Origin of the sequence: Actinoallomurus oryzae (genome assembly GCF_039541955.1) — a bacterium.
Taxonomy (GTDB): domain Bacteria; phylum Actinomycetota; class Actinomycetes; order Streptosporangiales; family Streptosporangiaceae; genus Actinoallomurus; species Actinoallomurus oryzae.
Map to the genome: position 1 here is coordinate 273,877 of NZ_BAABHF010000017.1, position 21,713 is coordinate 295,589.

19 protein-coding genes are annotated in these 21,713 nt (G+C 72.4%); 4 read left to right on the forward strand and 15 right to left on the reverse strand.

Features of this window, described 5'->3' with window-relative positions:
• Positions 1–92 precede the first annotated feature (92 nt).
• The 12 genes from ABEA10_RS14150 to ABEA10_RS14205 form a co-directional block, all read right to left on the reverse strand.
• Positions 93–1,373 (reverse strand): CinA family nicotinamide mononucleotide deamidase-related protein, encoded by a 1,281-nt coding sequence (locus ABEA10_RS14150; RefSeq protein WP_345462961.1) that lies wholly within the window; start codon positions 1,371–1,373, stop codon positions 93–95.
• A complete protein-coding gene (locus ABEA10_RS14155; RefSeq protein WP_345462964.1) occupies positions 1,339–1,962 on the reverse strand; it encodes a CDP-alcohol phosphatidyltransferase family protein in 624 nt (207 codons plus the stop codon). The genes ABEA10_RS14150 and ABEA10_RS14155 overlap by 35 nt, the downstream gene beginning before the upstream one ends.
• Complete coding sequence (gene rimO, locus ABEA10_RS14160; RefSeq protein ID WP_345462967.1) at positions 1,959–3,383, reverse strand: 30S ribosomal protein S12 methylthiotransferase RimO; 1,425 nt, start codon at positions 3,381–3,383, stop codon at positions 1,959–1,961. The genes ABEA10_RS14155 and rimO overlap by 4 nt, the downstream gene beginning before the upstream one ends.
• 180 nt (positions 3,384–3,563) lie before the next feature.
• Positions 3,564–4,430: a helix-turn-helix domain-containing protein gene (locus ABEA10_RS14165; RefSeq protein WP_345462970.1), complete on the reverse strand. Its 867-nt coding sequence runs from the start codon at positions 4,428–4,430 to the stop codon at positions 3,564–3,566.
• Positions 4,431–4,567: 137 nt separating this feature from the next.
• Positions 4,568–7,141 carry an FtsK/SpoIIIE family DNA translocase gene (locus tag ABEA10_RS14170; RefSeq protein ID WP_345462973.1) on the reverse strand — a complete coding sequence of 858 codons (2,574 nt, stop codon included), beginning with the start codon at positions 7,139–7,141 and terminating at the stop codon, positions 4,568–4,570.
• A 162-nt stretch (positions 7,142–7,303) separates the two neighbouring features.
• Positions 7,304–8,983 carry a ribonuclease J gene (locus ABEA10_RS14175; protein WP_345462976.1) on the reverse strand — a complete coding sequence of 560 codons (1,680 nt, stop codon included), beginning with the start codon at positions 8,981–8,983 and terminating at the stop codon, positions 7,304–7,306.
• A gap of 121 nt (positions 8,984–9,104) precedes the next feature.
• Positions 9,105–10,043 (reverse strand): 4-hydroxy-tetrahydrodipicolinate synthase, encoded by a 939-nt coding sequence (gene dapA / locus ABEA10_RS14180; RefSeq protein ID WP_329256867.1) that lies wholly within the window; start codon positions 10,041–10,043, stop codon positions 9,105–9,107.
• A gap of 1,057 nt (positions 10,044–11,100) precedes the next feature.
• Positions 11,101–11,292 (reverse strand): hypothetical protein, encoded by a 192-nt coding sequence (locus tag ABEA10_RS14185; RefSeq protein WP_329256864.1) that lies wholly within the window; start codon positions 11,290–11,292, stop codon positions 11,101–11,103.
• A gap of 472 nt (positions 11,293–11,764) precedes the next feature.
• A complete protein-coding gene (locus ABEA10_RS14190; protein ID WP_345462982.1) occupies positions 11,765–12,736 on the reverse strand; it encodes a glycoside hydrolase family 18 protein in 972 nt (323 codons plus the stop codon).
• A 78-nt stretch (positions 12,737–12,814) separates the two neighbouring features.
• Positions 12,815–13,285: a hypothetical protein gene (locus tag ABEA10_RS14195; protein WP_345462985.1), complete on the reverse strand. Its 471-nt coding sequence runs from the start codon at positions 13,283–13,285 to the stop codon at positions 12,815–12,817.
• A gap of 113 nt (positions 13,286–13,398) precedes the next feature.
• The gene (locus ABEA10_RS14200) at positions 13,399–14,427 is read right to left on the reverse strand and encodes a hypothetical protein (protein WP_345462988.1); all 1,029 of its coding nucleotides are present in this window, start codon (positions 14,425–14,427) and stop codon (positions 13,399–13,401) included.
• Positions 14,420–15,400: a DMT family transporter gene (locus tag ABEA10_RS14205; RefSeq protein ID WP_345462991.1), complete on the reverse strand. Its 981-nt coding sequence runs from the start codon at positions 15,398–15,400 to the stop codon at positions 14,420–14,422. Before ABEA10_RS14205 ends, ABEA10_RS14200 begins: the two co-directional genes overlap by 8 nt.
• On the opposite strand from ABEA10_RS14205, the gene ABEA10_RS14210 reads away from it, so the two are divergent.
• From ABEA10_RS14210 to ABEA10_RS14220, 3 genes are all read left to right on the forward strand, one after another.
• Positions 15,399–16,796, forward strand: a complete 1,398-nt coding sequence (locus ABEA10_RS14210) for an aminotransferase-like domain-containing protein (protein WP_345462994.1) — start codon at positions 15,399–15,401, stop codon at positions 16,794–16,796. The genes ABEA10_RS14205 and ABEA10_RS14210 overlap by 2 nt on opposite strands.
• 115 nt (positions 16,797–16,911) lie before the next feature.
• Positions 16,912–17,427 carry a CGNR zinc finger domain-containing protein gene (locus ABEA10_RS14215; RefSeq protein ID WP_345462997.1) on the forward strand — a complete coding sequence of 172 codons (516 nt, stop codon included), beginning with the start codon at positions 16,912–16,914 and terminating at the stop codon, positions 17,425–17,427.
• A gap of 38 nt (positions 17,428–17,465) precedes the next feature.
• Positions 17,466–18,002 (forward strand): GNAT family N-acetyltransferase, encoded by a 537-nt coding sequence (locus ABEA10_RS14220; protein WP_345463000.1) that lies wholly within the window; start codon positions 17,466–17,468, stop codon positions 18,000–18,002.
• A 9-nt stretch (positions 18,003–18,011) separates the two neighbouring features.
• Here the strand turns inward: ABEA10_RS14220 and ABEA10_RS14225 are convergent, their stop codons facing one another.
• From ABEA10_RS14225 to ABEA10_RS14235, 3 genes are all read right to left on the reverse strand, one after another.
• Positions 18,012–18,551 (reverse strand): hypothetical protein, encoded by a 540-nt coding sequence (locus tag ABEA10_RS14225; RefSeq protein WP_345463004.1) that lies wholly within the window; start codon positions 18,549–18,551, stop codon positions 18,012–18,014.
• A gap of 59 nt (positions 18,552–18,610) precedes the next feature.
• Positions 18,611–19,303, reverse strand: a complete 693-nt coding sequence (gene ung / locus ABEA10_RS14230; protein ID WP_345463007.1) for a uracil-DNA glycosylase — start codon at positions 19,301–19,303, stop codon at positions 18,611–18,613.
• A 163-nt stretch (positions 19,304–19,466) separates the two neighbouring features.
• Positions 19,467–19,937: a MarR family winged helix-turn-helix transcriptional regulator gene (locus ABEA10_RS14235; RefSeq protein ID WP_345463010.1), complete on the reverse strand. Its 471-nt coding sequence runs from the start codon at positions 19,935–19,937 to the stop codon at positions 19,467–19,469.
• 139 nt (positions 19,938–20,076) lie between these two features.
• Between ABEA10_RS14235 and ABEA10_RS14240 the strand changes: the two genes are divergently transcribed.
• Positions 20,077–21,705: an MFS transporter gene (locus ABEA10_RS14240; protein ID WP_345463013.1), complete on the forward strand. Its 1,629-nt coding sequence runs from the start codon at positions 20,077–20,079 to the stop codon at positions 21,703–21,705.
• The last annotated feature ends 8 nt before the right edge of the window (positions 21,706–21,713 follow it).

Sequence of the window (21,713 nt, forward strand, 5' to 3'; positions counted from 1 at the left end):
TCCTGACCCTTCTTGTGGTTCCACCGTACCTGTCTTGACGAGGCAGGTGGCAGACCGAAGCTTTCGTGTTCGCTTCCGACGTAACGCTGTAATCAGCCTGGTTCTTCCCGATCTTCCGCCCAGCCCGGCCACGGATCACTTCCCTCGAGACCGAGCATGACACGCCGCAGCAGGTCAAGGGCGTGTACGACGGTCATCTCCCGGACGATCGCGCGCGCTCGTTCGCCGTCGGCGGGCACCGGAAGGGCAGGAGAACGTGTCGCGACGGCGCCGCCGGAATCGGCCACCGCGACGTGTACGGTGCCCACCGGATGCCCGTCCTGGGGCTCCGGACCGGCCACGCCGGTCACCGCGAGGCCGTAGGAGGCGCCCAGGCGCTCCCGTGCGCCCCAGGCCATCGCCACCGCCACATCGGGATGCACGGCCCCGTGGGCGGCCAGGAGCTCCTCCGGCACGCCCAGCAGCGCGTGTTTCAGCGGCGTGGCGTAGGCGATCACCCCGCCGGCGAACGTCGCGGACGAGCCGGGCATGGCGGTCAGCCGCGCGCCCAGCAGCCCGCCGGTGAGCGACTCGGCCACGGCCACGGTCGCCTCACGCTCGGCCAGCAGGCCGTGCACGACGCGGTCGAGGGTCACCTCGCCCACGCCGTACAGCGCCGAGCCGAGCAGCTCGCGCGCCGCCGTCTGCGCGGCGGCCAGCCGGTCGGCGCCGCGCGCCTCGATCCGTACCCGCACCTCGCCGGGCGAGGCGTAATAGGCGAGCTTGACGCCCTCCATGGCCTCGACCGGGGCCAGCCGGTCGGCGACCACCGACTCCCAGATCGTCGCCGTGCGCAGCACACCGGCGGACACGACCGCACCGGCCAGCTCCGGAAGCACCGACTCCTCGGCGATCGCCCGCATCTCCGAGGGCACCCCGGGCAGCGCGTACACCACGCCGCCCGGCAGGCTCAGCCGCAGACCGGGGGCGCTTCCGGCCGGGTTGCGCAGCAGCGCGGCGCCCTCGGGCACGTCCGCCATGCGCAGGGCGTCCGGCCGCAGCGGCACGTGGCGTTCGGCGGCGCGGTCGCGCAGGAGGCGTTCGACACCGGGATCGCGGTGAAGCGTCACCCCGGCGGCGCGGGCCAGGGCCTCACGCGTCATGTCATCGGAGGTCGGCCCGAGACCACCCGTCATGATGACCGCGTCGGCGCGCCGCAGGGCCTCGCCCAGCGCTCCGGCGATGACGTCGAGATCGTCGGGGACCACCGTGCTGCGCGTGACCTCGGCGCCCGCCTCGGTCAGCCGCCAGCCGAGCCAGGTGGCGTTCCCGTTGGCGGTGTCGCCGCGCAGCAGCTCGTCACCGACCGTCAGCAGTTCGACTCGCACGGCCATCGACCCACAGCCTCCACGCCTTGACGACATAGTCCAGCCCGGTCACGACCGTGACGATCACGGCCGCGCCCATCGTCACCCACCGAAGCACGTCGATGGGGCCCGGCATCACATAGAACCCGATGGCGAGCACCTGAAGCATCGTTTTGAGCTTGCCGCCCCGGCTCGCCGCGATGACGCCGTACCGGATGACGACGAAGCGCAGCAGCGTGATGCCGGCCTCCCGCAGAAGGATCACGATGGTGACCCACCACCACAGGTCGCCCAGCAGCGACAGGCCGACCAGCGCCGACCCGGTCAGGGCCTTGTCCGCGATCGGATCGGCGATCTTGCCGAAGTCGGTGACGAGGTTCCGGCTGCGGGCGAGCTGCCCGTCGACGCGGTCGGTGAAGGAGGCCGCCGCGAAGACCGCCAGCGCCCCGATCCGCCACCAGGTGCCGTCGGTGAACAGCAGCCAGAGGAACACTGGCACGAGCAGCAGGCGCAGGACCGTCAGCAGGTTGGCGATGTTGAGCAGCCCGGCCTGCGGCACGGCCGGGGCGGCGATCGGATCGCGACCCGCCCCGATCGGTTCTTCGCCGGCCGTCAACGCTCGTCCACGACGGCGAGGAGGTCGACGCCCATCGCCTCGACGACGCGCGCCGCGACGATCTCGCCGACCGGCGCGTCGCCCTTGAGCGTCACCACGCCGTCGATCTCGGGGGCCTGGTGCGCCGCGCGGCCTTCGCCGGGCTCCTCCACGAGGACCTCGACGGCCTGGCCCAGGCGTTCTTCGGCGCGCTGGGCGGTCAGCTCCTCGGCGAGCACGGACAGGTCGGCGACCCTGGCGGCCACCTCGTCCGGCTCGACCTTGCCGGTGAAGCCGGCCGCCTCGGTGCCCTCCTCGTCGGAGTAGCCGAACACGCCGATCGCGTCGAGCCGCGCCTCGGTGAGGAACCGGGCGAGCTCGTCGACGTCCTCCTCGGTCTCGCCGGGGAAGCCGACGATGAAGTTGGACCGTACGCCGGCCTCCGGCGCGAGCTCACGGATGCGCTCCAGCAGGCCGAGGAAGCGCTCGGTGTCGCCGAACCGGCGCATCCGCCGCAGCAGCGGGCCGCTGGCGTGCTGGAAGGACAGGTCGAAGTAGGGCGCGACGCCGGGCGTCGTGGCGATCGTCTCCAGCAGGCCGGGGCGCAGCTCCGCGGGCTGGAGGTAGCTCACGCGTACGCGCTCGACGCCCTCCACCGCGGCGAGCTCGGGCAGCAGGGTCTCCAGCAGCCGCAGGTCACCCAGGTCCTTGCCGTACGAGGTGGAGTTCTCGCTGACGAGGATGATCTCGCGGACGCCCTGGCCGGCCAGCCAGCGCGCCTCCTCCAGCACCTCGGTCGGCCGCCGCGAGACGTACGCGCCGCGGAACGCCGGAATCGCGCAGAAGGTGCACCGCCGGTCGCAGCCGGAGGCGAGCTTGAGCGGCGCGGCCGGGCCACCGCCGAGCCGGCGGCGCAGCACCCGTGGCCCGGACGCCGGCGCGATCCCCTCCGGCAGGTCGGGCGCCGAACCGTGCCCGGGGACGTGCACGTGGGCGCCGGAGCGCTCGACCGGGCTCAGCGGCAGCAGCTTCCGGCGGTCCTGCGGCGTGTGGGAACGGTGCCCCCGGCCGGTCAGGACGTCGTCGAGCCGGTCGCCGATCGCGGCGTAGTCGTCGAAGCTCAGCACCGCGTCGGCCTCGGGGAGCGACTCGGCCAGCTCCGCGCCGTACCGCTCGGCGAGACAGCCCGCCGCGACGACCTTCGCACCGGAGTCGGCCGCGGCCAGCAGGGTGTCGATGGAGTCCTTCTTCGCGGCGTCGATGAAACCGCAGGTGTTGACGAGGACGACCGAGGCGTCACCGGAGTCGTCCAGCGTCCAGCCGGCGCTCTCGAGCCGCGCCGCGAGCTCCTCGGAGTCGACCTCGTTGCGGGCGCACCCGAGGGTGACGAGCGAGACGGAGCGGCGGTCCGCCGATGTCGCGGACTGGTCGGCGGTGCTCACGCGGAGCGCTCCCCTCTGGCCGGGCGCGCGGGGAGGGCGAGCACGGGCTCAGTTCGGCGGGTGGACATGCCCCATACGGTACTGGTCCCGCGAAGATGGCAGGAGGTCAGCCTTTACGCCGCACCCGCCAAGACGGCACGAGGTCAGCCATCACGCGGCACCCGCCACGACGGCAGAAGATCAGCCTCTGCGCTGCACCCGCGGAGAGGGGGCATGGCCGGTCTTGAACGAATCGCGCGGAGAGGGGGCGTGGCCGGCCTTGAGCGGATCGCGCGGGCCGTAGCTCAGCCGGATGACCTGTCCGGTCTCGCCGGGCGCGCCGACGTCCTTGCCGTTGACCGTCACGTGGACGCCGCCGCCGTTGCCGATCAGCAGCCGGATGCGCTTCTTGGACTTCCACTCTTCGGTCTGCCCGGCGCGGATGATGCCGCTGAACAGCTCCTTGCCCTTGGCGTCGCGGACGTTGAGCCAGCTCGCGCGCTTGGCCTTGACCCGGACGGTGACGTCTTTGCGCGGCGCCGGCGCCGGTGACGGCGAGGTGGCCCTGCTGCGGGGAGCAGGCGTGGCGGTCGCCGGGGCGGCCGCCCGCTGGGCGGAGCGGTGCTCGTCGTGCCCGGTCTCGACCCGGACGATGCCGTAGATCGCCACGAGGACGAGCGCGACGATCATGGCGGCGCTCCAGTTGGGCGCGCGCCGCTCGCGGAACCGTACGGGCGTCTCGGGCTCGAACGCCTGCCGTGCCGGGATCGCCTGCGGTGATCCGCCGTGTGCGTCGTCGTACTCGTCGATGAGGGGCTCGGGGTCGATCCCGGCGGCCCGGGCGATGCTGCGGATGTGCCCGCGCGCGTAGAAGTTTCCGCCGCACAGCGTGTAGTCGTCGCGCTCGATGGCGTTGATCACGGTCTCGCGGATGCGGGTGCGGTCGGCCACCTGACCGACGGTCAGCCCGGCGTCCCGGCGCGCCTTCGCGAGGGTGCCGCCGATGCTCGCGGCGCCTCCATCGTCAGCACCGTCGCCGACAACGGTTCCCTCGCTCCGCTCAGTCACGGCACCTCCTGGGAACCTCGTGGCGTATCACGCGATGACGTCGCCCGAATCGTCCTTCGCTACCGCTGAGTCTATGAAGGCCGACCGCCGGAAGCGACGTGCAACGCTGTATTGTCAGCTACCCAAGATCTCCGTCGCTACTCGCCGCGCAGCGATGCCAGAACGCCCGGCAGATCGTCGGGTTTGACCAAGACATCACGTGCCTTCGACCCCTCGCTGGGGCCGACGATGGAACGGCTCTCCAGAAGGTCCATGAGACGTCCTGCCTTGGCGAAACCGACGCGCAGCTTCCGCTGGAGCATCGAGGTCGAGCCGAACTGGCTGGAGACGATGAGCTCGGCGGCCTGGACGAGCAGCTCGAGGTCGTCGCCGATGTCCTCGTCGATCTCCTTCTTGCGCTGCTCGCTCGCCGCCACGTCCTCGCGGTAGTCGGGCTCGGCCTGCTTCTTGCAGTGCTCGACGACGTCATGGATCTCTTTTTCGGAGACGTAGGCGTTCTGCAGACGCATCGGCTTGCTCGCGCCCATCGGCAGGAACAGCGCGTCACCCTGGCCGACGAGCTTCTCCGCGCCGGGCTGGTCGAGGATGACGCGGCTGTCGGCCAGGCTGGAGGTGGCGAACGCCAGCCGCGACGGGACGTTCGCCTTGATCAGGCCGGTCACCACGTCGACGCTCGGCCGCTGGGTGGCGAGCACGAGGTGGATGCCCGCGGCGCGGGCGAGCTGGGTGATGCGCACGACGGAGTCCTCGACGTCGCGCGGCGCGACCATCATCAGGTCGGCCAGCTCGTCCACGATCACCAGGAGGTACGGGTAGGGCTGGTAGACGCGCTCGCTGCCCGGCGGAGCGGTGAGCTTGCCGGCCACCACGGCCTTGTTGAAGTCGTCGATGTGCCGGTATCCGGAGGCCGCCAGGTCGTCGTAGCGGCGGTCCATCTCCCCCACCACCCACTGCAGCGCCTCGGCCGCCTTCTTCGGGTTGGTGATGATCGGGGTGATCAGGTGCGGGATACCGGCGTAGGAGGTCAGCTCGACGCGCTTGGGATCGACGAGCACCATCCGTACCTCGTCCGGCGTGGCGCGCATGAGGATCGAGGTGATGAGCCCGTTGATGCACGTGGACTTACCGGCGCCGGTCGCGCCCGCGATGAGCATGTGCGGCATCTTGGCCAGGTTGGCCACGACCGTACGGCCCTCGACGTCCTTGCCGAGACCGACGACCATCGGGTGGTGGTCGTTGACCGCCACCGAGGCGCGCAGCGTGTCGCCGAGGCTGACGATGTCCTTGTCGGTGTTGGGGATCTCGACGCCGATCGCGGCCTTGCCGGGGATCGGCGAGATGATCCGCACGTCGGCGCTCTTGACCGCGAGCGCGATGTTCTTGGTCAGGGCGGTGATGCGCTCGACCTTGACCGCGGGCCCCAGCTCGATCTCGTACCGCGTGATCGTCGGGCCGCGGGTGAAGCCGGTCACCTGCGCGTCCACGCCGAACTGGTCGAGCACCTCGGACAGGGCGTTCACGACGGTGTCGTTGGCCTTGGTGCGCGGCTTGACGACGGATCCGGGCTTGAGCTTGCCGGCCGGCGGGAGCGTGTACGCGCCGCCGACGCCGGAGGAGGAGAGCGTGAGCTGCTCGGCGCTCTTCGGCGGCGGCGTGTGGTCCGGCGGCTCGGGCGGCGTGAAGACCTCGGTGGGCTCGGGCGGCTCGAAGAGTTCGTCGGCGAGGCTGGGCCCGTCGTCCTCCTCCTCGGCCTGGTCCGGCGCATCGGGTCCGGAGACGACCGGGGTGTCGTAGGGCTTCTTGTGGTCGCCGAGCTCGACGTCGCGCTTGCGAGAGCGCTTCTTGCCGCGCTCCGGCGCCTCCTCGGCGGCGGTCGCGTCGTCCTCGGGGATCAGCGGCTCGCGCAGCAGGATGCGGTCGCGGAACGCGGCGAGGCGCTCCGGCACCTGATGCACCGGTGTGGCGGTGACCACGAGCAGGCCGAACGCGGCGACCAGCAGCAGCAGCGGCACGGCGACCCAGCCGGTCACGGTGCTGGTGAGGGGCGCCGACAACAGCCAGCCGATGAGGCCGCCGGAGTCCTGCAGCGCGCGCTCGCCCGCGTCGGGGTACGGCGTGCCGTGCGCGGCGTGGACGACGCCCAGGATGCCGCCGATGAGCGCGGCGCAGCCGATGGTGAGGCGCCCGCCGTCGCCGTTGTGCCCCGGGTGGCGCAGCATCCGCCAGGCCAGCAGCGCGAACATCACCGGAAGCAGCCCGGCGAGCGTGCCGAAGCCGTCCCGCACGGCGCGGCCGAAGTACTTGATCAGGCCGGTGTGCGGCGTCCACCAGGTCGCGGCGGCGAGCACGATGGCCAGCCCGAGGTTGGCCAGGCCGACGCCGTCCCTGCGGTGCTCCTCGTCGAGGTCGCGCGCGCTCTGGCCGAACCGGCGCGCGAGCGCGCCGACGGAGCGGGCGACCATCAGCCACACCCCGGCGATGACGCGGTAGAGGCCGAGCATCAGCTGGCCGAGCGGGTCGGGCCGCTGCGGCCGGCTCTTGGCGGCCGGGCGTTTGGCGGCCGGCCGCTTGCCCGAGGACGCGGGGCGGCGGCCCGCCGGCGCCTTGCGGGCGGCCGGCTTGGCCGACGCGGGCTTGCGCGCCGGCGCCTTACGGGCGTTGCCACGCGTGCCTGAGGAGCCTTTGGCGCCTCCTGGCGTACGTGTGGCCATGATGGTGAGACTAACGGCTATGCCCGATGGGTTCCCCTGAGCGCGGACGGCGTGTCGCGCCGAAGCGGGCCCGCGAGGCGGCCGGCCGGAGCCGCCGGGCTCCCGGCCGATCTCTTCAAGAGACCCGCCGGGAGCCCCGCGTGCTGCGACGCGGCGAGGTGCTCAGACCTCGACGATCACCGGGATGATCATCGGACGGCGACCGAAGGACTCGTTCACCCAGCGGCCCGCCGTACGGCGGACGACCTGGCGGAGCTGGTGGATGTCGTTGATCCCCTCGGCGGCGGCGGTCTCCAGGACCTCTTCCAGCCGGGGGATCACGGCCTCGAAGCTCTCGATGCCGGCGCCGCGTGCGTGGATCTCCGGGCCCCCCAGCAGCTTGCCGCTGGAGGAGTCGATGACCACGACCACGGACACGAACCCCTCGTCGCCGAGGATGCGCCGGTCCTTCAGCGAGGTCTCGGTGATCTCGCCGACCGACAGGCCGTCGACGTAGACGTATCCGGCGCGGACCGCGCCGGCGATGGTGGCCTGCCCGTCGACCAGGTCGACCACGACGCCGTCCTCGGCGATGACGATGTTCTCATCCGGTACGCCGGTGAGAGCGGCCAGCCGGGCGTGCGCGCTGAGGTGCCGCCACTCGCCGTGCACCGGCATGAAGTTGCCCGGACGCGTCATGTTGAGCACGTACAGCAGCTCGCCGGCCGGCGCGTGCCCCGACACGTGCACCAGGGCGTTGCCCTTGTGCACGACGCGCGCGCCCCAGCGGGTCAGACCGTTGATCACGCGGTTGACGGCGGTCTCGTTGCCCGGGATGAGCGACGACGCGAGGATCACCGTGTCGCCCTGCTCGATGCGGATCTGGTGGTCGCGGTTGGCCATCCGCGACAGCGCCGACATCGGCTCGCCCTGCGAGCCGGTGCAGATCAGGACGATCTTCTCGGCGGGCAGGTCGTCCATCTCCTTCTGGTCGACCAGGATGCCGGCGGGCACCCGCAGGTAGCCGAGGTCACGCGCCACGCCCATGTTGCGCACCATCGACCGGCCGACGAAGCAGACCTTGCGGCCGTTCTCGTGCGCGGCGTCGAGCACCTGCTGCACGCGGTGCACGTGCGAGGCGAAGCAGGCGACGATGGCGCGCTTGCTCGCGATCCGCAGCACGTCGCCCAGCACGACGCCGATGTCGCGCTCGCTGGTGACGAACCCCGGGACCTCCGCGTTGGTGGAGTCCGACAGCAGCAGGTCGATGCCCTCGGCGCCGAGCCGGGCGAACCCGCCCAGGTCGGTGAGCCGCCCGTCCAGCGGGAGCTGGTCCATCTTGAAGTCGCCGGTCGTCAGGACCAGGCCCGCCGGCGTACGGATGGCGACCGCCAGCGCGTCCGGGATGGAGTGGTTGACCGCGAGGAACTCACAGGAGAACGGGCCGAACGACCGCGTCTCCCCCTCGCGGATCTGTACGGTGGTCGGCTTGATGCGGTGCTCGGTGAGCTTGGCCTCCAGCAGCGCCAGCGTCAGCCGCGAGCCGACCAGCGGGATGTCGGAACGCTCGCGCAGGAGGTACGGCACCCCGCCGATGTGGTCCTCGTGCCCGTGCGTCAGCACGATGGCCTCGACGTCGTCGAGGCGGTCCCGGATGTAGTCGAAGTCCGGCAGGATCAGGTCGACGCCGGGCTGTTCGGACTCGGGGAACAGCACCCCGCAGTCGACGATCAGAAGACGGCCGCCGAACTCGAAGACCGTCATGTTGCGGCCGATCTCACCCAGCCCGCCGAGCGGCACGATCCGTAGTCCGCCCTCGGGCAGCGCGGGCGGCGGCGCCAGGTCAGGGTGTGGATGGCTCATCGGGTCCCCCGCTCCTCACTCGACGGTACGGGGGCATGCTCATGCGCGTTCGTCACGCGCCCTCCTAGCTACTGATCGCGGCACGCCCCTCCGGCGATGCCGCGTGGTGCCTGCGGTCCTCTCACGGACCCTCCAAGACCTTGACTCCGCCGGCGATGAGGTCCTCCCTCAGCGCGGCGGTGAACTCCGGCGTCGCGTCCACCAGCGGGGGCCGTACGGCACCTCCGGGCTGGCCGACGAGCGACAGCGCGGCCTTCGCCGCGATCACGCCCTGCGTACGGGTCATGATCGCGGTAATGACCGGGATCAGCCGGCGATGGATCCGCCGGGCCCGGTCGACGTCTCCTCCGAGGTAGGCGTCGATCATCTCGTGCAGATCGGCGCCGACCACGTGCCCGACGACGCTGACGAACCCGGCCGCGCCGAGCGAGAGCCAGGGAAGGTTCAGGGCGTCGTCTCCGGAGTAGAACACCAGGTCCGTCTCGGCCATCACCCGCGAGGCCGCGAACAGGTCGCCCTTGGCGTCCTTGACCGCGATGATCCGAGGATGCTCGGCGAGGCGCAGCAGCGTCTCGGGAGCGATGGGCGTGCCGGTACGGCCCGGAATGTCATAGAGCATCACCGGCAGTCCGGTCGCGTCGGCCACGGTCGTGAAGTGGCGCGCGAGGCCTTCCTGCGGCGGCTTGTTGTAGTACGGCGTGACGACCAGCAACCCGTCGGCGCCGGCGGCCTCCGCCTGACGCGCCAGCTTCAGGGTGTGCACGGTGTTGTTGGTACCCACGCCCGCGACCACGTGCGCGCGGTCGCCGACGGCCTCGATGACGGTGCGCAGCAGCCGCTCGTCCTCGGCGTCGGTCGTCGTGGGCGACTCGCCGGTCGTGCCGCTGACGACGAGCCCGTCGTTGCGCTGATGATCGACGAGATAGGCGGCCAGCCGGGCCGCCCCGTCGTAGTCGACGGCGCCGTCGGCCGTCATCGGTGTGACCATCGCGGTGAGCATCCGGCCGAAGGGCGCCGCGTCGTCGCGCTCCTGCGGCACAGCGTTCGTGCTGGGTGCCATGTTCCGAACTTACCGGGCATCGTCCCCGCTGGGGACCCGCGGGCACCCTCGTGTCGCCTTCTTACCGCCGATGACCTCCTGTAACGGAGATGACGCCGCCAGAACACGCTCGGGGGTACATGTTCTGACGGCGTCTTCTGATCAATCGTCTCTCACAAAACCGGCGTTACCGGTGAACCTTGGCGGGCTTTCGTGCGTTGAAGAGAGTGGGACGAGGTTCCGCCGGGGTCTGGCGGGGCTGGCGGAGCCTCTCCCGGCGGAGGATGCGCGCCTCGGCTCGCCGGGGTCTGGGGCTCTCTCGCGCCGATCACCCACCCGATCGGCGCACCCGCGGCCGAGGCGCGCGCATCCTCCCCCGCGTCCGGCGCACGGGGTTCCGCGGAGCCCGAGGGCGGACCGATGGCCCGCCCCTGACGTCACCGACCGAGGGGACGAACCGGAGGTGCAGGCGCGGCTGAGGTTTCATGTGATCGCGGGTTCGATCGGCCTGACGCGATCGCCGCCGGCGCGGAACCCGACGATCTGTACGTGGTGAGATCTGGCCCGCACGCGACGCCGTCCCCCACGGGCGACAGGACGATGGACCGAAGGCGGCCGAGCGCGTCGAGACGGTCCGCGCCCGGGCCATGAGCAAGGGCCCGAAGGTCCGCGACCGCGGCCCCGTTCCCGCGCCCGTCATCGCCATGTACGACGCCGCCCATCAGGCGGCTCCAGCGGACTGGACCTGTCTCAGAGCCCCGCTGTCCTACTGCGCGCCGCTCGCTATGGACGGGGACCTTGGGACAGGCCGTGGTCGATCTCGCCGCTTCGCGGAGGGATGGTGCCGGCTCGCGGGGCGAACGTATCGGGGGGCTCGATCAGCGGCTCGCGGGCCGCTCTTCCTCACCGGTGGATTCGGGAGGGTCTCGCTCATCGCGGGTCTCGATGGAGACCGGGGCGTGCTCACCGGTTCGGGTCGTCCGCTCGATCGCCCGGCCGCGCATTGCTCCGGCTCTGCGCGGCCGCGCACTTTCTCTGTCTTCGCCCGCTAACCGGGCGTGTGCATCCTCATGGGCCCTCAGCCCTCGTGTCCGGCCGCGAGGTGCTCGTCGAGCCGCGACTTGAGCTCCTCGGGGCTCAGGGCGCGGAGGAACTCGTTGCCGCGCACCGCCCACCAGTGGCCCGAACCGCCCAATCCGAACCTCCAGCCGGAGTAGTCGGCCGCCAGCTCCTGCAGCCGGCCGTCCGCCGGGCCGACCATGTGCCTCATGCTCATCCTTCTCCGAACCTCCCTACACCGCCATCCGCCACGACCAGCGCAACGGTCCCCCGAATACTTCCCCCAGGCAAGGGGGTTTGATCGCGCGACGACCGCCTGCGACGCCGACGTGATCATGTACGCGAGCAAGACGATGGCACGACGCGCCAAAGTCCAGGCAATTCGCGAGTGATGTAACTAAATCGTGACAATTGCTTGTCCTTGCGAATGTGGCGGCCGTCCGGACGCCAGCTGCAATGCCCGGTGCAAGTTTCATCGGCAAGCTCGCCGCAGGGCACGCGGTAGCCCTCACCGCACCGCTCGCCGAATGGCCCGTCGCCGCAGGTCAGAGCATAGACCGGGCGTGTCACCGCTCGGACCGGTCGCCGGACCGGCCTCGTTCGTGGATTTCTCTCGACTTCCACTCTCATGTGACGCGCCTCGCCTCACCGTCGCCCCCGGCTCCCGCCCTTTGTGATCTTTCTCATTCGCGGATTTCCAGCCATTCCCTCCGGTACGTCGCCCAGTCGCGCGCGCTGGTGGTCCAGTCCGCGTAGACGCCCACCCCGTACGGCCGCCGCGGAGGGCGCCGCAGGGCGTCGATCCCCTGCCGTACGCCGCGCAGCGCGGTGGGCAGGTTCTCCGCCCACGGCGTCGTGGTCCGGTAGGTCGGCACACCCATGAAGACGGTGACCCGGTCGCCGAGGAGCGCCAGGATCCGCTCGGTGTGGCGCGCGAAGTGCCATCCCGCGAGCGCCTGGGTCGGGGCCTCCGAGTCGTACGTCATGATCGCGACCTGGTCGACACGACGTGCCACGGCGCGCAGGTACGCGCCGGTGGGCCGCGGCGGGTAATGGTTCCGCCCGCGCGGCAGCAGCGCGCGGAACACCGGCGCCTCCCAGTCCGCGAGGGGCGGCTGCTCCAGCGCCGCCGAGAGCACCCGGCCCCTGCCACGAGTGAGCTCGTGGGTCCGTGCCAGCAGGTCGAGGAAGTCGTGGTCGTCGGGGTAGATCGGCTCGATGTCGTAATGGATGCCGGCGAAGCCCACGGCGAGCAGCGCCCGGTCGGTGTCCAGGATCCGGGCGCGGGTCCCCGGGTCACCGAGGTCGAGCGGACCGTCACCGGCGCGCTCCACCTGGCCCACGTACGCCTGGGCGCGCACCCCTGGTGCGAGGCGGCGCATCGCCGCCAGCAGTTCGCCGGCGTGCCGGTAGCGGGACGGGGGAATCCGCCCGTCGCCGTCCAGCGGTCCGACGTGGAAGAAGACGTCGGTGATGTCGTTCGCCCTCAGGGTCTGGGCGAGCATGCGATAGCCGGCCTCGGTGTGCGGTTCGCCGGCCCACTGGTGGCGCGCCCACAGGGCGTTCGCCGTGCCTCCGTACGCCCGCGGCTCCCGCTGCCACGCGAACCAGGTCTGGGCGAAGAAGACGGCGAGCGCGCCGAGGAGCACTGCCACCGCCCATACCGCGCACCGCAGTGCCTTCCCGATCATCTCTGGTGAGACGGACGGAACGGGCCGGGGGTTCGCGCGGGGTCAGCGCTGGCGCGGCTCGGTCACGGTCGTGTAGGTGGTCTCCGGAGCGCCCCCGCCGAGCTTGCGCAGCTGGAACAGGCGGATCTCGAGCAGGGCCGAGCCCACCGCCCAGATGACGGCGTACAGCACGACCGCGGCGACACATCGGCGCAGCAGCGGGTGACGCCGCCTCGGGGCCGTGGGCCCGGGCGGCCAGTCGGGCCCGTAGTCCATGAACCGGCCGGCGTCGGCGGTGGCCCGGCGCCGGGCGGCGAGGCGGCGGAGGCCGCCCAGGTCTCGGAGCCAGGCGGGCCCGCGGTCGAGAGCGCGGCTCGTCAGACCGGCGGCGCGGCCAAAGAGGACGGAGAACCGGCCCCGTGCCCGGATGCGGGCCAGGGACACCCGGCGGGCGGTCGCGACGGACCCGTCGGCGCCGGACGCGGGCGGGCCGGTCCGCCCGTCCCGTACGCGACGAGACATCCAGCAGGCCATGGCCTCCCCCGGCGTCTCCACTGGACCAGAGCGCGGGACCTGCGCTCCGGTGCCTCGAAACTTACCCGGCTCGAAGCCCCGTTAGTCTCTCGCGTCGCCCGTCCGCGTGGGAGTCAGAAGACCGGGATGATGTCCTGCGGGTCGATGTTCGCGACGTCGACGCCGTCGATGTCGAGTTCGGGAATGGCCGGGAAGGCGATCCCCCAGCGTTCGACGATCGCGCGGACGCGGGCCATCGCGACGCGCCAGTTCTCCGCCTGCTCCTCGAAGGACAGGACGCCGAGGCCCGCGTCGCGGGCGTAGGACATCAGCACGCGGTGGTTGGGCAGGAAGTACGGCGGCAGGTCCCAGAAGCCCTCCGGCGGCTCCCACAGGATCATCGACAGGAAGACGAAGCCGGCCCGGAGCTGCTTGGTGATCAGACCCCGGGTGTCATCGGTCAGGCCCGGCCACTCGTTCTCCAGGATGGTCATGCAGATCTGCAGGTGACGGGACTCGTCACGGCCGATGCGCTGGAACATCTCCCCGAACACTGGGTGCTCGGTGCCCGAGGCCATCCCGCGGAACAGCGTGGAGGCGGCCATCTCCCCCATCATGAAGCTGGTGAACAGCACCGGGAGGGTGTAGCGGGTGACGGCGGTGTTGTAGCCGTTCCAGTAGCGCCCGCCGTTGTGGTACAGCCAGCCGATGTTGTTGTGCGCGGCCTTCTCCAGGTCGGTCTTGGGCTCCCAGTCGAGCGGGCCGCCGGGCCACAGCCGGGCGATCGTCCGCTGACAGCACTCCTCGTGGTTCATCTCGTCGCGGGTGATGGAGAAGAAGCACTTGCGGACCGGGTCCTCCTCGTGCTTCTCGAACGCCTGGATCGTGGCGCGGGCGAAGACCGCCGGCCCGGACGCGTCGAAGTTGGCCAGCACCGAGAACCAGTACATGATCCCGAGCCGCTGATCGACGGTGAAGTCCTCCGGCCGCAGACCGTCCCAGGGCAGGTCGGCGGGGTTCCAGACCATGCGCTTGGACTTTTCGTAGATCGCCGCGAGCTTGTCGGTCTCGACGTGCCACTCCATCGGATAGATGTTCGGCTGGGGCACGTCGGGCGCGGGCCAGAAACCGCCCTCGGGGATCGTCAGCTTCCTGTCATCCATCCGCCGCTCCTCGCCGTGAGACCACCCCTTGTGACACCGTACGTCGGGCCGCGCTCGATGCCGTCATGTCCCGCGAGACCCGGGCGCGCTGGGCGAGCATGACGCACACCAGCACGCCGGCCGCGGCCGTCACCGTGCTCATTCCCGCATGGTCGCCGAGCAACAGCCACGACCAGACCAGAGTCAGCAGCGGCTGGGCCAGCTGCACCTGGCTCGCCCGAGCGACCCCTGCCTTGGCCAGGCCGGAGTACCAGGCGAAGAACCCGAAGAACATCGACACCGCCGCCAGGTAGGCCAGTCCCGCGACGGCCTGGGCGCTCCAGCGCGGCGGCTCGGCGACGAGCAGCACGGCCGTGACCGGCACGGTGACGGGCGCCGCGAGGATCAGCGCCCAGCTCACCACCGCGCCGCCGGGCATGTTCCGCGCGAGGCGCCCGCCCTCGGCGTACCCGAGCCCGGCGGTGACCAGCGCGCCGAGCAGGAAGAGGTCCGCGGCCGAGAGGCGTCCCGGCCCGTTCCGCAGGGTGAAGGCCACCACGCAGCCCGCGCCGGCCACGCTCGCGGCCCAGAAGAGCCACGACGGCCGCTCCCCCACCCGTACGACGGCGAAGACGGACGTGGTGACCGGCAGCAGCCCGATCACCACGGCGGCGTGCGAGGCGGAGGCGCCGTGATCGAGCGCGAGCGTGGACAGCACCGGGAAGCCGAAGACGACGCCGCCCGCGACCACCGCCAGAGAGGGCCACTGCCGTCCGCGCGGGCGCGGCGAGCGCATGAGGCGCAGCGCGACCACGGCCAGCACGGCCGCGACCGCGGCCCGCCCCAGGCCGATGGTGTACGAGCCGAAGCCGCGCAGCGCGAAGGCGGTGGCCGGGATGGTGAAGGAGAACGCCAGGACCCCGAGGGCCGCCGCGGCGAGCCCGCCGGAAGGCGCTATCGTCGCGCGGGCAGTAGCGTTATCTTGATCTCTCATGGAAGACGATAGCAGTATCGCCCTGCTCGCCGCCGAGCTGCGCGGCGCCGTGGCGAGGCTGCGGCCCGGCGACCGTCTGCCCTCCAGCCGCGCGCTCATGGCCCGCCACCAGGTGAGCCCGGTCACGGTGTCGCGGGCGATCGGGCTGCTCAGCGCGGAGGGCCTGGTCGTGTCCCGGCCCGGCAGCGGCACGTACGTCGCGGAGCGCGCCCTCCCGCGCGCCCCGGCGGACCTCTCCTACGACTGGCAGGCGGTGCCGCTCGCCGACCGCACCGTGGACGCCGCGGGCGTGCGGAGCATGCTGGCCGCGCCCGCCGACGGGGTGATCACGCTGAGCAGCGGCTACCTCGCACCGGAGCTCCAGCCCGAGCGGGCACTGGCCACGGCCGCGGCACGGGCGGTGCGGCGGCCGGGAGCGTGGGAGCGCCCGCCGCTCCACGGGCTCCGGGGGCTGCGGGAGTGGTTCGCCCGCACCGCCGGCGGCGACGTGACGGCGGCCGACGTGACCGTCACCGCCGGCGGGCAGGCCGCGGTGTCGCTCGCGCTGCGGGCCCTGCTGCCGCCCGGCGCGCCGCTGCTGGTCGAGTCGCCGACCTATCCCGGCGCGCTGGACGCGGCGCGGGCGGCGGGGCTGCGGCCCGTCCCCGTGCCGGTCGACCGGGACGGCCTGCGCACGGAGCTGCTCGCCGACGCGTTCGCGGCGACCGGCGCGCGGGCCGTGTACTGCCAGCCGACCTTCCACAACCCGACCGGCGCCGTGCTCGCCCCGGACCGCCGGACGCGGGTGCTCGACGTGGCGAGCGCCGCGGGGGCGTTCGTGATCGAGGACGACTTCGCGCGCCACCTGGCGATCGACCCGCCGCCGCCCTCGCTGGTCTCGGCCGACCGCGAGGGGCGGGTCGTGCACATCTCCTCTCTCACGAAGGCGACCGCGCCGAGCGTGCGGGTCGCGGCCGTGGCCGCCCGCGGCCCGGTGGCCGAACGCATCCGCGCCACGCAGCTGGTCGACTCCTTCTTCGTCGCCCGGCCGCTCCAGGAGACCGCGCTCGAACTCGTCGGCTCCCCCGCGTGGCCGCGCCACCTGCACGCCGTGAGCGAGGCGCTGCGGCGCCGGCGCGACGCGCTGGTGTCCGCGATGGCCGCGCACGGCCTGCGCCCGGCCCTCCTGCCGCGCGGCGGCCTGCACGTGTGGACCGCGATCCCGGCCGGTACGGACGACGTGGCGCTCGCCGAGGCCGCGCTCCGCGCCGGCGTGCTCGTCAGCGCGGGCCGCCCCTACTTCCCCGCCGAGCCCGCCGGGCCCCGCGTACGGCTGAGCCACGGATCGCCGGGCGGTGAGGCCGAGTTCGCCCGTGGCGTGGCCCTCCTGGCCCGCGTGCTCGGCGAGACCGGGTAGTCTCCGGCCAGCCCCACGAGAACGCCCCCTCAGGCTCCGCGTTTCCGCGGGGTTCCCGGCACCCGGTGACCGGCGTTCGCCGGTGTCGCCGGCCGTCGTGATCGAGGAGGGGCGGATGAGCGGCCCGGAGCACGCGCTGCTGGTGCGCGACTTCGTCAACACCTACGACATCCAGTGCGACATCGAGGAGTTCGGCGCGCCCTCCGACCTCAGCGGCTGGCTGGCCGAGCGCGGCCTGGTGGCGTCCGGCGCCTGCGCGAACGAGTCCGACCTGGGCCTGGCGGTCGCGCTGCGCGAGGGCCTGCGGGCGGCGATGCTCGGCCAGGCACGGCCGGAGCTGGAGGGCCTGCTGGCCGCCCTGCCGGTGCGCCTGTCGCTCGACGGCCCCCGGCTCGTCCCGATCCACCGCGGGGTACGCGGCGGGCTCGCCGGGGTCGCGGCGGCGGTCATGGCGAGTGCGGCCGACGGCACCTGGGAACGGCTGAAGGCGTGCCGCGCGACGGAGTGCCGCTGGGTGTTCCTCGACACGTCCAGGAACCGCTCGCGCGCGTGGTGCTCGATGCGCATGTGCGGCAACCGCACCAAGACCCGCGCGTACCGCGAACGGCGGCGCCGGGACGCGGTGCCATAGAGTGCCACTCGCCGTCAATCAGGGAACGGAAGCGGGCGTTGAGCGTAGTAGGGGTACGACCGGCCTATCCGGGCGACGTCGAGGCCGTCGCGGAGATCCAGGTGCGCGCGTGGCGCGAGGGCTACGGCGCGATCATCCCGGCGGCGGCGCTGGCCGAGATGACCGGGCCGGAGGCGCTCGGCCTGTGGCGCGAACGCTGGGCCGAGGCGGTCGCGTCGCCGCCGAGCCCCCGGCACCGCCTGCTCGTGGCCGTCGACGAGGGCGTCATCACGGGCTTCGCGGCCCACGCCCCGGCCGGCGACCCCGACCAGGACCCTGCGACGACCGGTGAGCTGCTGACGCTCCTGGTCGCCCCGGACCGCCGGCGGGCGGGCCACGGCAGCCGCCTGCTCGCGGCGACCGTGGACCACCTTCGCGACGACGGCTGCACCACGGCGGTCACGTGGGTGTTCGCCGCCGACGACATGCTGCGAGCCTTCCTGGTCTCCGCCGGCTGGGCGCCGGACGGCGCCCACAGCAAGGTCGACATGGGCGAGCCGGTGGCGATGGTCCGCCTCCACACCGCCATCGCCTGACCTCGCGGGTCAGGGCATCCTCAGGCCGGCCGTGGAGGGAAGGCCGGTCCCGCCGAACAGCGTCACCGTGGCGGACGCCGGCCCGACTCCCGCCGGGACCGGGAAGACGTACGGCTCGGTCAGCGACCTGCCGGGGAAGATCAGGATCGGCCTGCCCCACGATCTGCCGGGGTAGTAGGTCTTGCCGTCCGCCCCCACCAGGTCGACGGGCTCGCTGTTCCCCGCGTCCAGCCGGCTGGGACGCCTTCCGATGTTCGTCGCAGTGATCATGATCACGACCAGCCGCTGCCCGGCCTTCGCCCGCTCGCGACTCCCATCGCGGTTGAAGCCGCGGACCGTGCGGGCCGATGTCACCCGGACACGGAACCTCGTCTCGCCGTTGCGCACCGTGCCGACGCGGGCGGGCCTGGCGGACGGCGAAGCGGAGGGCGAGAGGCTCGGCGTCGTCGCCGTACGTCCCGCCGTGACGGGCCGTCTCTCCGCGGAACCTCCACACCCCGCGGTGGAGGCGAGAACGACGGCCGCGAGCGAGACGATCAACAGGCGCATGCCGTAACGACGCACGGCCGCCCGGCGCCGTTGACGCGGAGCCGCCGGATCGTCGCGGGCTAGAAGATCTTCTGGTCGAGGGTCCAGTCGATCTCCGGGCGGCCGGCGTCGGTCAGAGCCTTGTTGACGGCGCTGAACGGGCGTGTGCCGAGGAAGCCGCGAGGGTTCATCGGGCTGGGGTGGCCCGCCTCCAGCACGACGTGGTGGGGGTTGGTGACGAGGTCGCGCTTCTTGCGCGCGTACGCGCCCCAGAGCACGAACACGATGCGCTCGTCCGTCGCGTCCAGGGCCCGGATCACCGCGTCGGTGAACTCCTCCCAGCCCTTGCCCGCGTGCGAGCCCGCCTTGCCGGCGCGGACGGTCAGGACCGCGTTGAGCAGCAGGACGCCCCGCTCGGCCCACGGCGTCAGGTCGCCGCCCGCCGGCATCGGGACGCCCAGGTCGTCGCGCAGCTCCTTGAAGACGTTGCGGAGCGAGGGCGGCACGCGCACGCCCTCGCGGACGCTGAAGCTCAGCCCGTGGGCCTGCCCGGGGCCGTGGTAGGGGTCCTGGCCGAGGATCAGCACCCGCACGTCGTCCGGCGAGCACAGCCGGAACGCGTTGAACAGGTCGGGCAGCGCGGGATAGACGACCTGTCCGTCGTACTCGGCGGCGACGAAGTCGCCGAGGCGCCGCGTGGCCTCGGCGTCGAGCAACGGCTCGATGAGGTCACGCCATTTGTCCGGCAAAAGCTCGAGGAGATCGAAGGGCATGTGCCGAAACTAACAGTGCGCACCGACAAACGAGCGCTCATGACGAGGGAATCAAAACGCGCCCCTGTGGTCACACTCTCCGACGCAGGAGGGCTCATGACCGAGCGAAGCGAGGGAATCAAAAAACGCGCCCCTGTGGTCACACCCTCCGACGCAGGAGGGCTCATGACCGCGGATCGTCCGGGTCCGCGTCGTCCTCCTGCAGTTGGGCCACGGTGTCGAGCAGGAAGCGGCGGACGGCGGCCTCGTCGGCGGGCGCGAGATGGTCGAGGAGGGGCTCGATCCGGCGGTCGGCCGCCTCCTGCACCTGCCGGAGGTGGCGGTGGCCGCTCTCGGTGAGCGCCAGGCGTACGAGCCGGCGGTCGGAGTCGTCGCGGCACCGCTCGATCCAGCCGGACCGGGCCAGGTGGTCTACCGTGTGATTGAGGGTCGAGGGCGCCACGCCACAGCGACGGGCCAGCTCACGCTGGGTCGGGACGTGGCCCTGTTCGAGGTAGGCCAGCACCGCCAGACCGTGCGGCGTCAGGCCGTGACTCCCCATGAACCGCTGCCGGCGCAGGGCCACGACGTGCCCGGCCACCGCCAGCAGACGTGACAGCGACATGCGTTCGGGGCCGGCCTCGGAGGCACGCACGGCGACATTGTCCGTGCTCAGTGCCCGCGTGGCCAGAGGGCGACCCGGATCAGCCGGGCCGAAGGCCGGAGGTAAGTTGAAGTCGAACCGTTCGGCGGCGCGTCATCGCCCACACTCAGGCAGGTCCACCCGAATCCCCATGACTGTCAGCACGGCTCCGGCCGCTCCCGCCCCCGCGATCGGCGTTCCGGGCCGTCGCCGGTGGCTGGGCATGGTGATCATCGCCCTCGGTGTCTCGCTGATCATCGTCGACGCCACGATCGTCAACGTCATGCTGCCCCGGGTGGTCGCCGACCTGCGGCTGACCACGTCCGGCGCCGAATGGGTCACCTCGGTCTACTCCCTCGTGTTCGCCGCGCTGCTCATCCCGTTCGGGATGGCCGGGGACGTGTACGGGCGGAGGCGGATGTTCCTGCTGGGCACGGTGGTGTTCGTGCTCGCGAGCCTGCTCGCGGCCGCCGCGGGAGGCGGCGGCGCCCTCATCGGTGCCCGCGTGCTGCAGGGAGTCGGCGCCTCGATGATCCTGCCGGCCACGCTGTCCACGGTGACCGCGGTGTTCCACGGCCGCGACCGCGCCGTGGCGTTCGGGATCTGGGGCTCGCTCATCGGCGGCATGGCCGCCCTCGGCCCGCTGCTCGGCGGCTGGCTCGCCACCTCGTACGGCTGGCGCTGGGCGTTCGGGGTCAACCTGCCCATCGGTGCCGTGGTCATCGCCGGGGCCCTCATCCTGGTCCCCGAGACCCGCGACCGTACCGCCCCGCGCGGCGTCGACTGGACGGGCGGGCTGCTGGCCGCGGCCGGGCTGGGCGCGGCCGTGTTCGCGCTCATCGAGGGACAGCGGTACGGCTGGTGGCGCCCGCTGCGGCCCTTCGCGGCGGGAACGCTCCACTGGAACGCCGGGATCTCCCCGGTGCCGGTCGCCCTCGCGGCCGGGGTGGTCGCGCTGGGCGCGCTGCTCGCCGTCGAGCGGGCGCGGGCGGCGGCCGGGCGCCCGGTCGTGCTGGACCTCGCGCTGTTCCGCATCCCGTCCTTCCGCCGCGGCAACGCCGCCGCCTCGCTGATCAGCGTGGGCGAGCTGGGGCTGATGTTTACCCTGCCGCTGTTCCTCCAGGACGTGCACGGCGATTCGCCGCTCCAGGTCAGCGTGGCGATCCTTCCGCTGGCCCTCGGCACGCTGGTCGTCGGCGGCTTCGCGGCGCGGCTGTCGCGGCGTGTGGGCGCCGCCCGGATGCTCCAGGCCGGCATGGCCCTGGAGACCGTCGCGGTGCTCCTCATCGGCCTCACGACGCGCGCCGGCACCACCGGGTACGCGCTCGCGCCGTGGATGCTGATGTACGGCGTCGGCCTGGGCCTGACCACCGCACAGCTGACGAACATCGTCCTGCGCGACGTGCCACCGGCCCGCGCGGGCCTCGCCTCGGGCACGCAGTCGACCGCCCGGCAGGTCGGCTCGGCGCTGGGCATCGCGCTGATCGGCGCCGTCTTCTCGACGAGCCTCAGCCACGTCATGACCGACCGCCTGCGCGACGCCGGGGCGGGGGCGGGCCAGGGCGGGGTGTACGCCGCGCGGCTGCGCGACTCGGCCGGCACGTTCGCCCGCGACCTGCGGCACGGCGACCCGCGTGTCGCCCGTGCCGCCGACGAGAGCCTGGCGGTCGCCACCGACCGCGCCGCCTTCGTCACGGCCGGGCTGCTGGGCCTCGGCTTCGTGCTGACACTGGGGCTGCGTCAACCGCCCGAGCCGGATCCGGCAGAATCTCACCCATGATCTTCGAC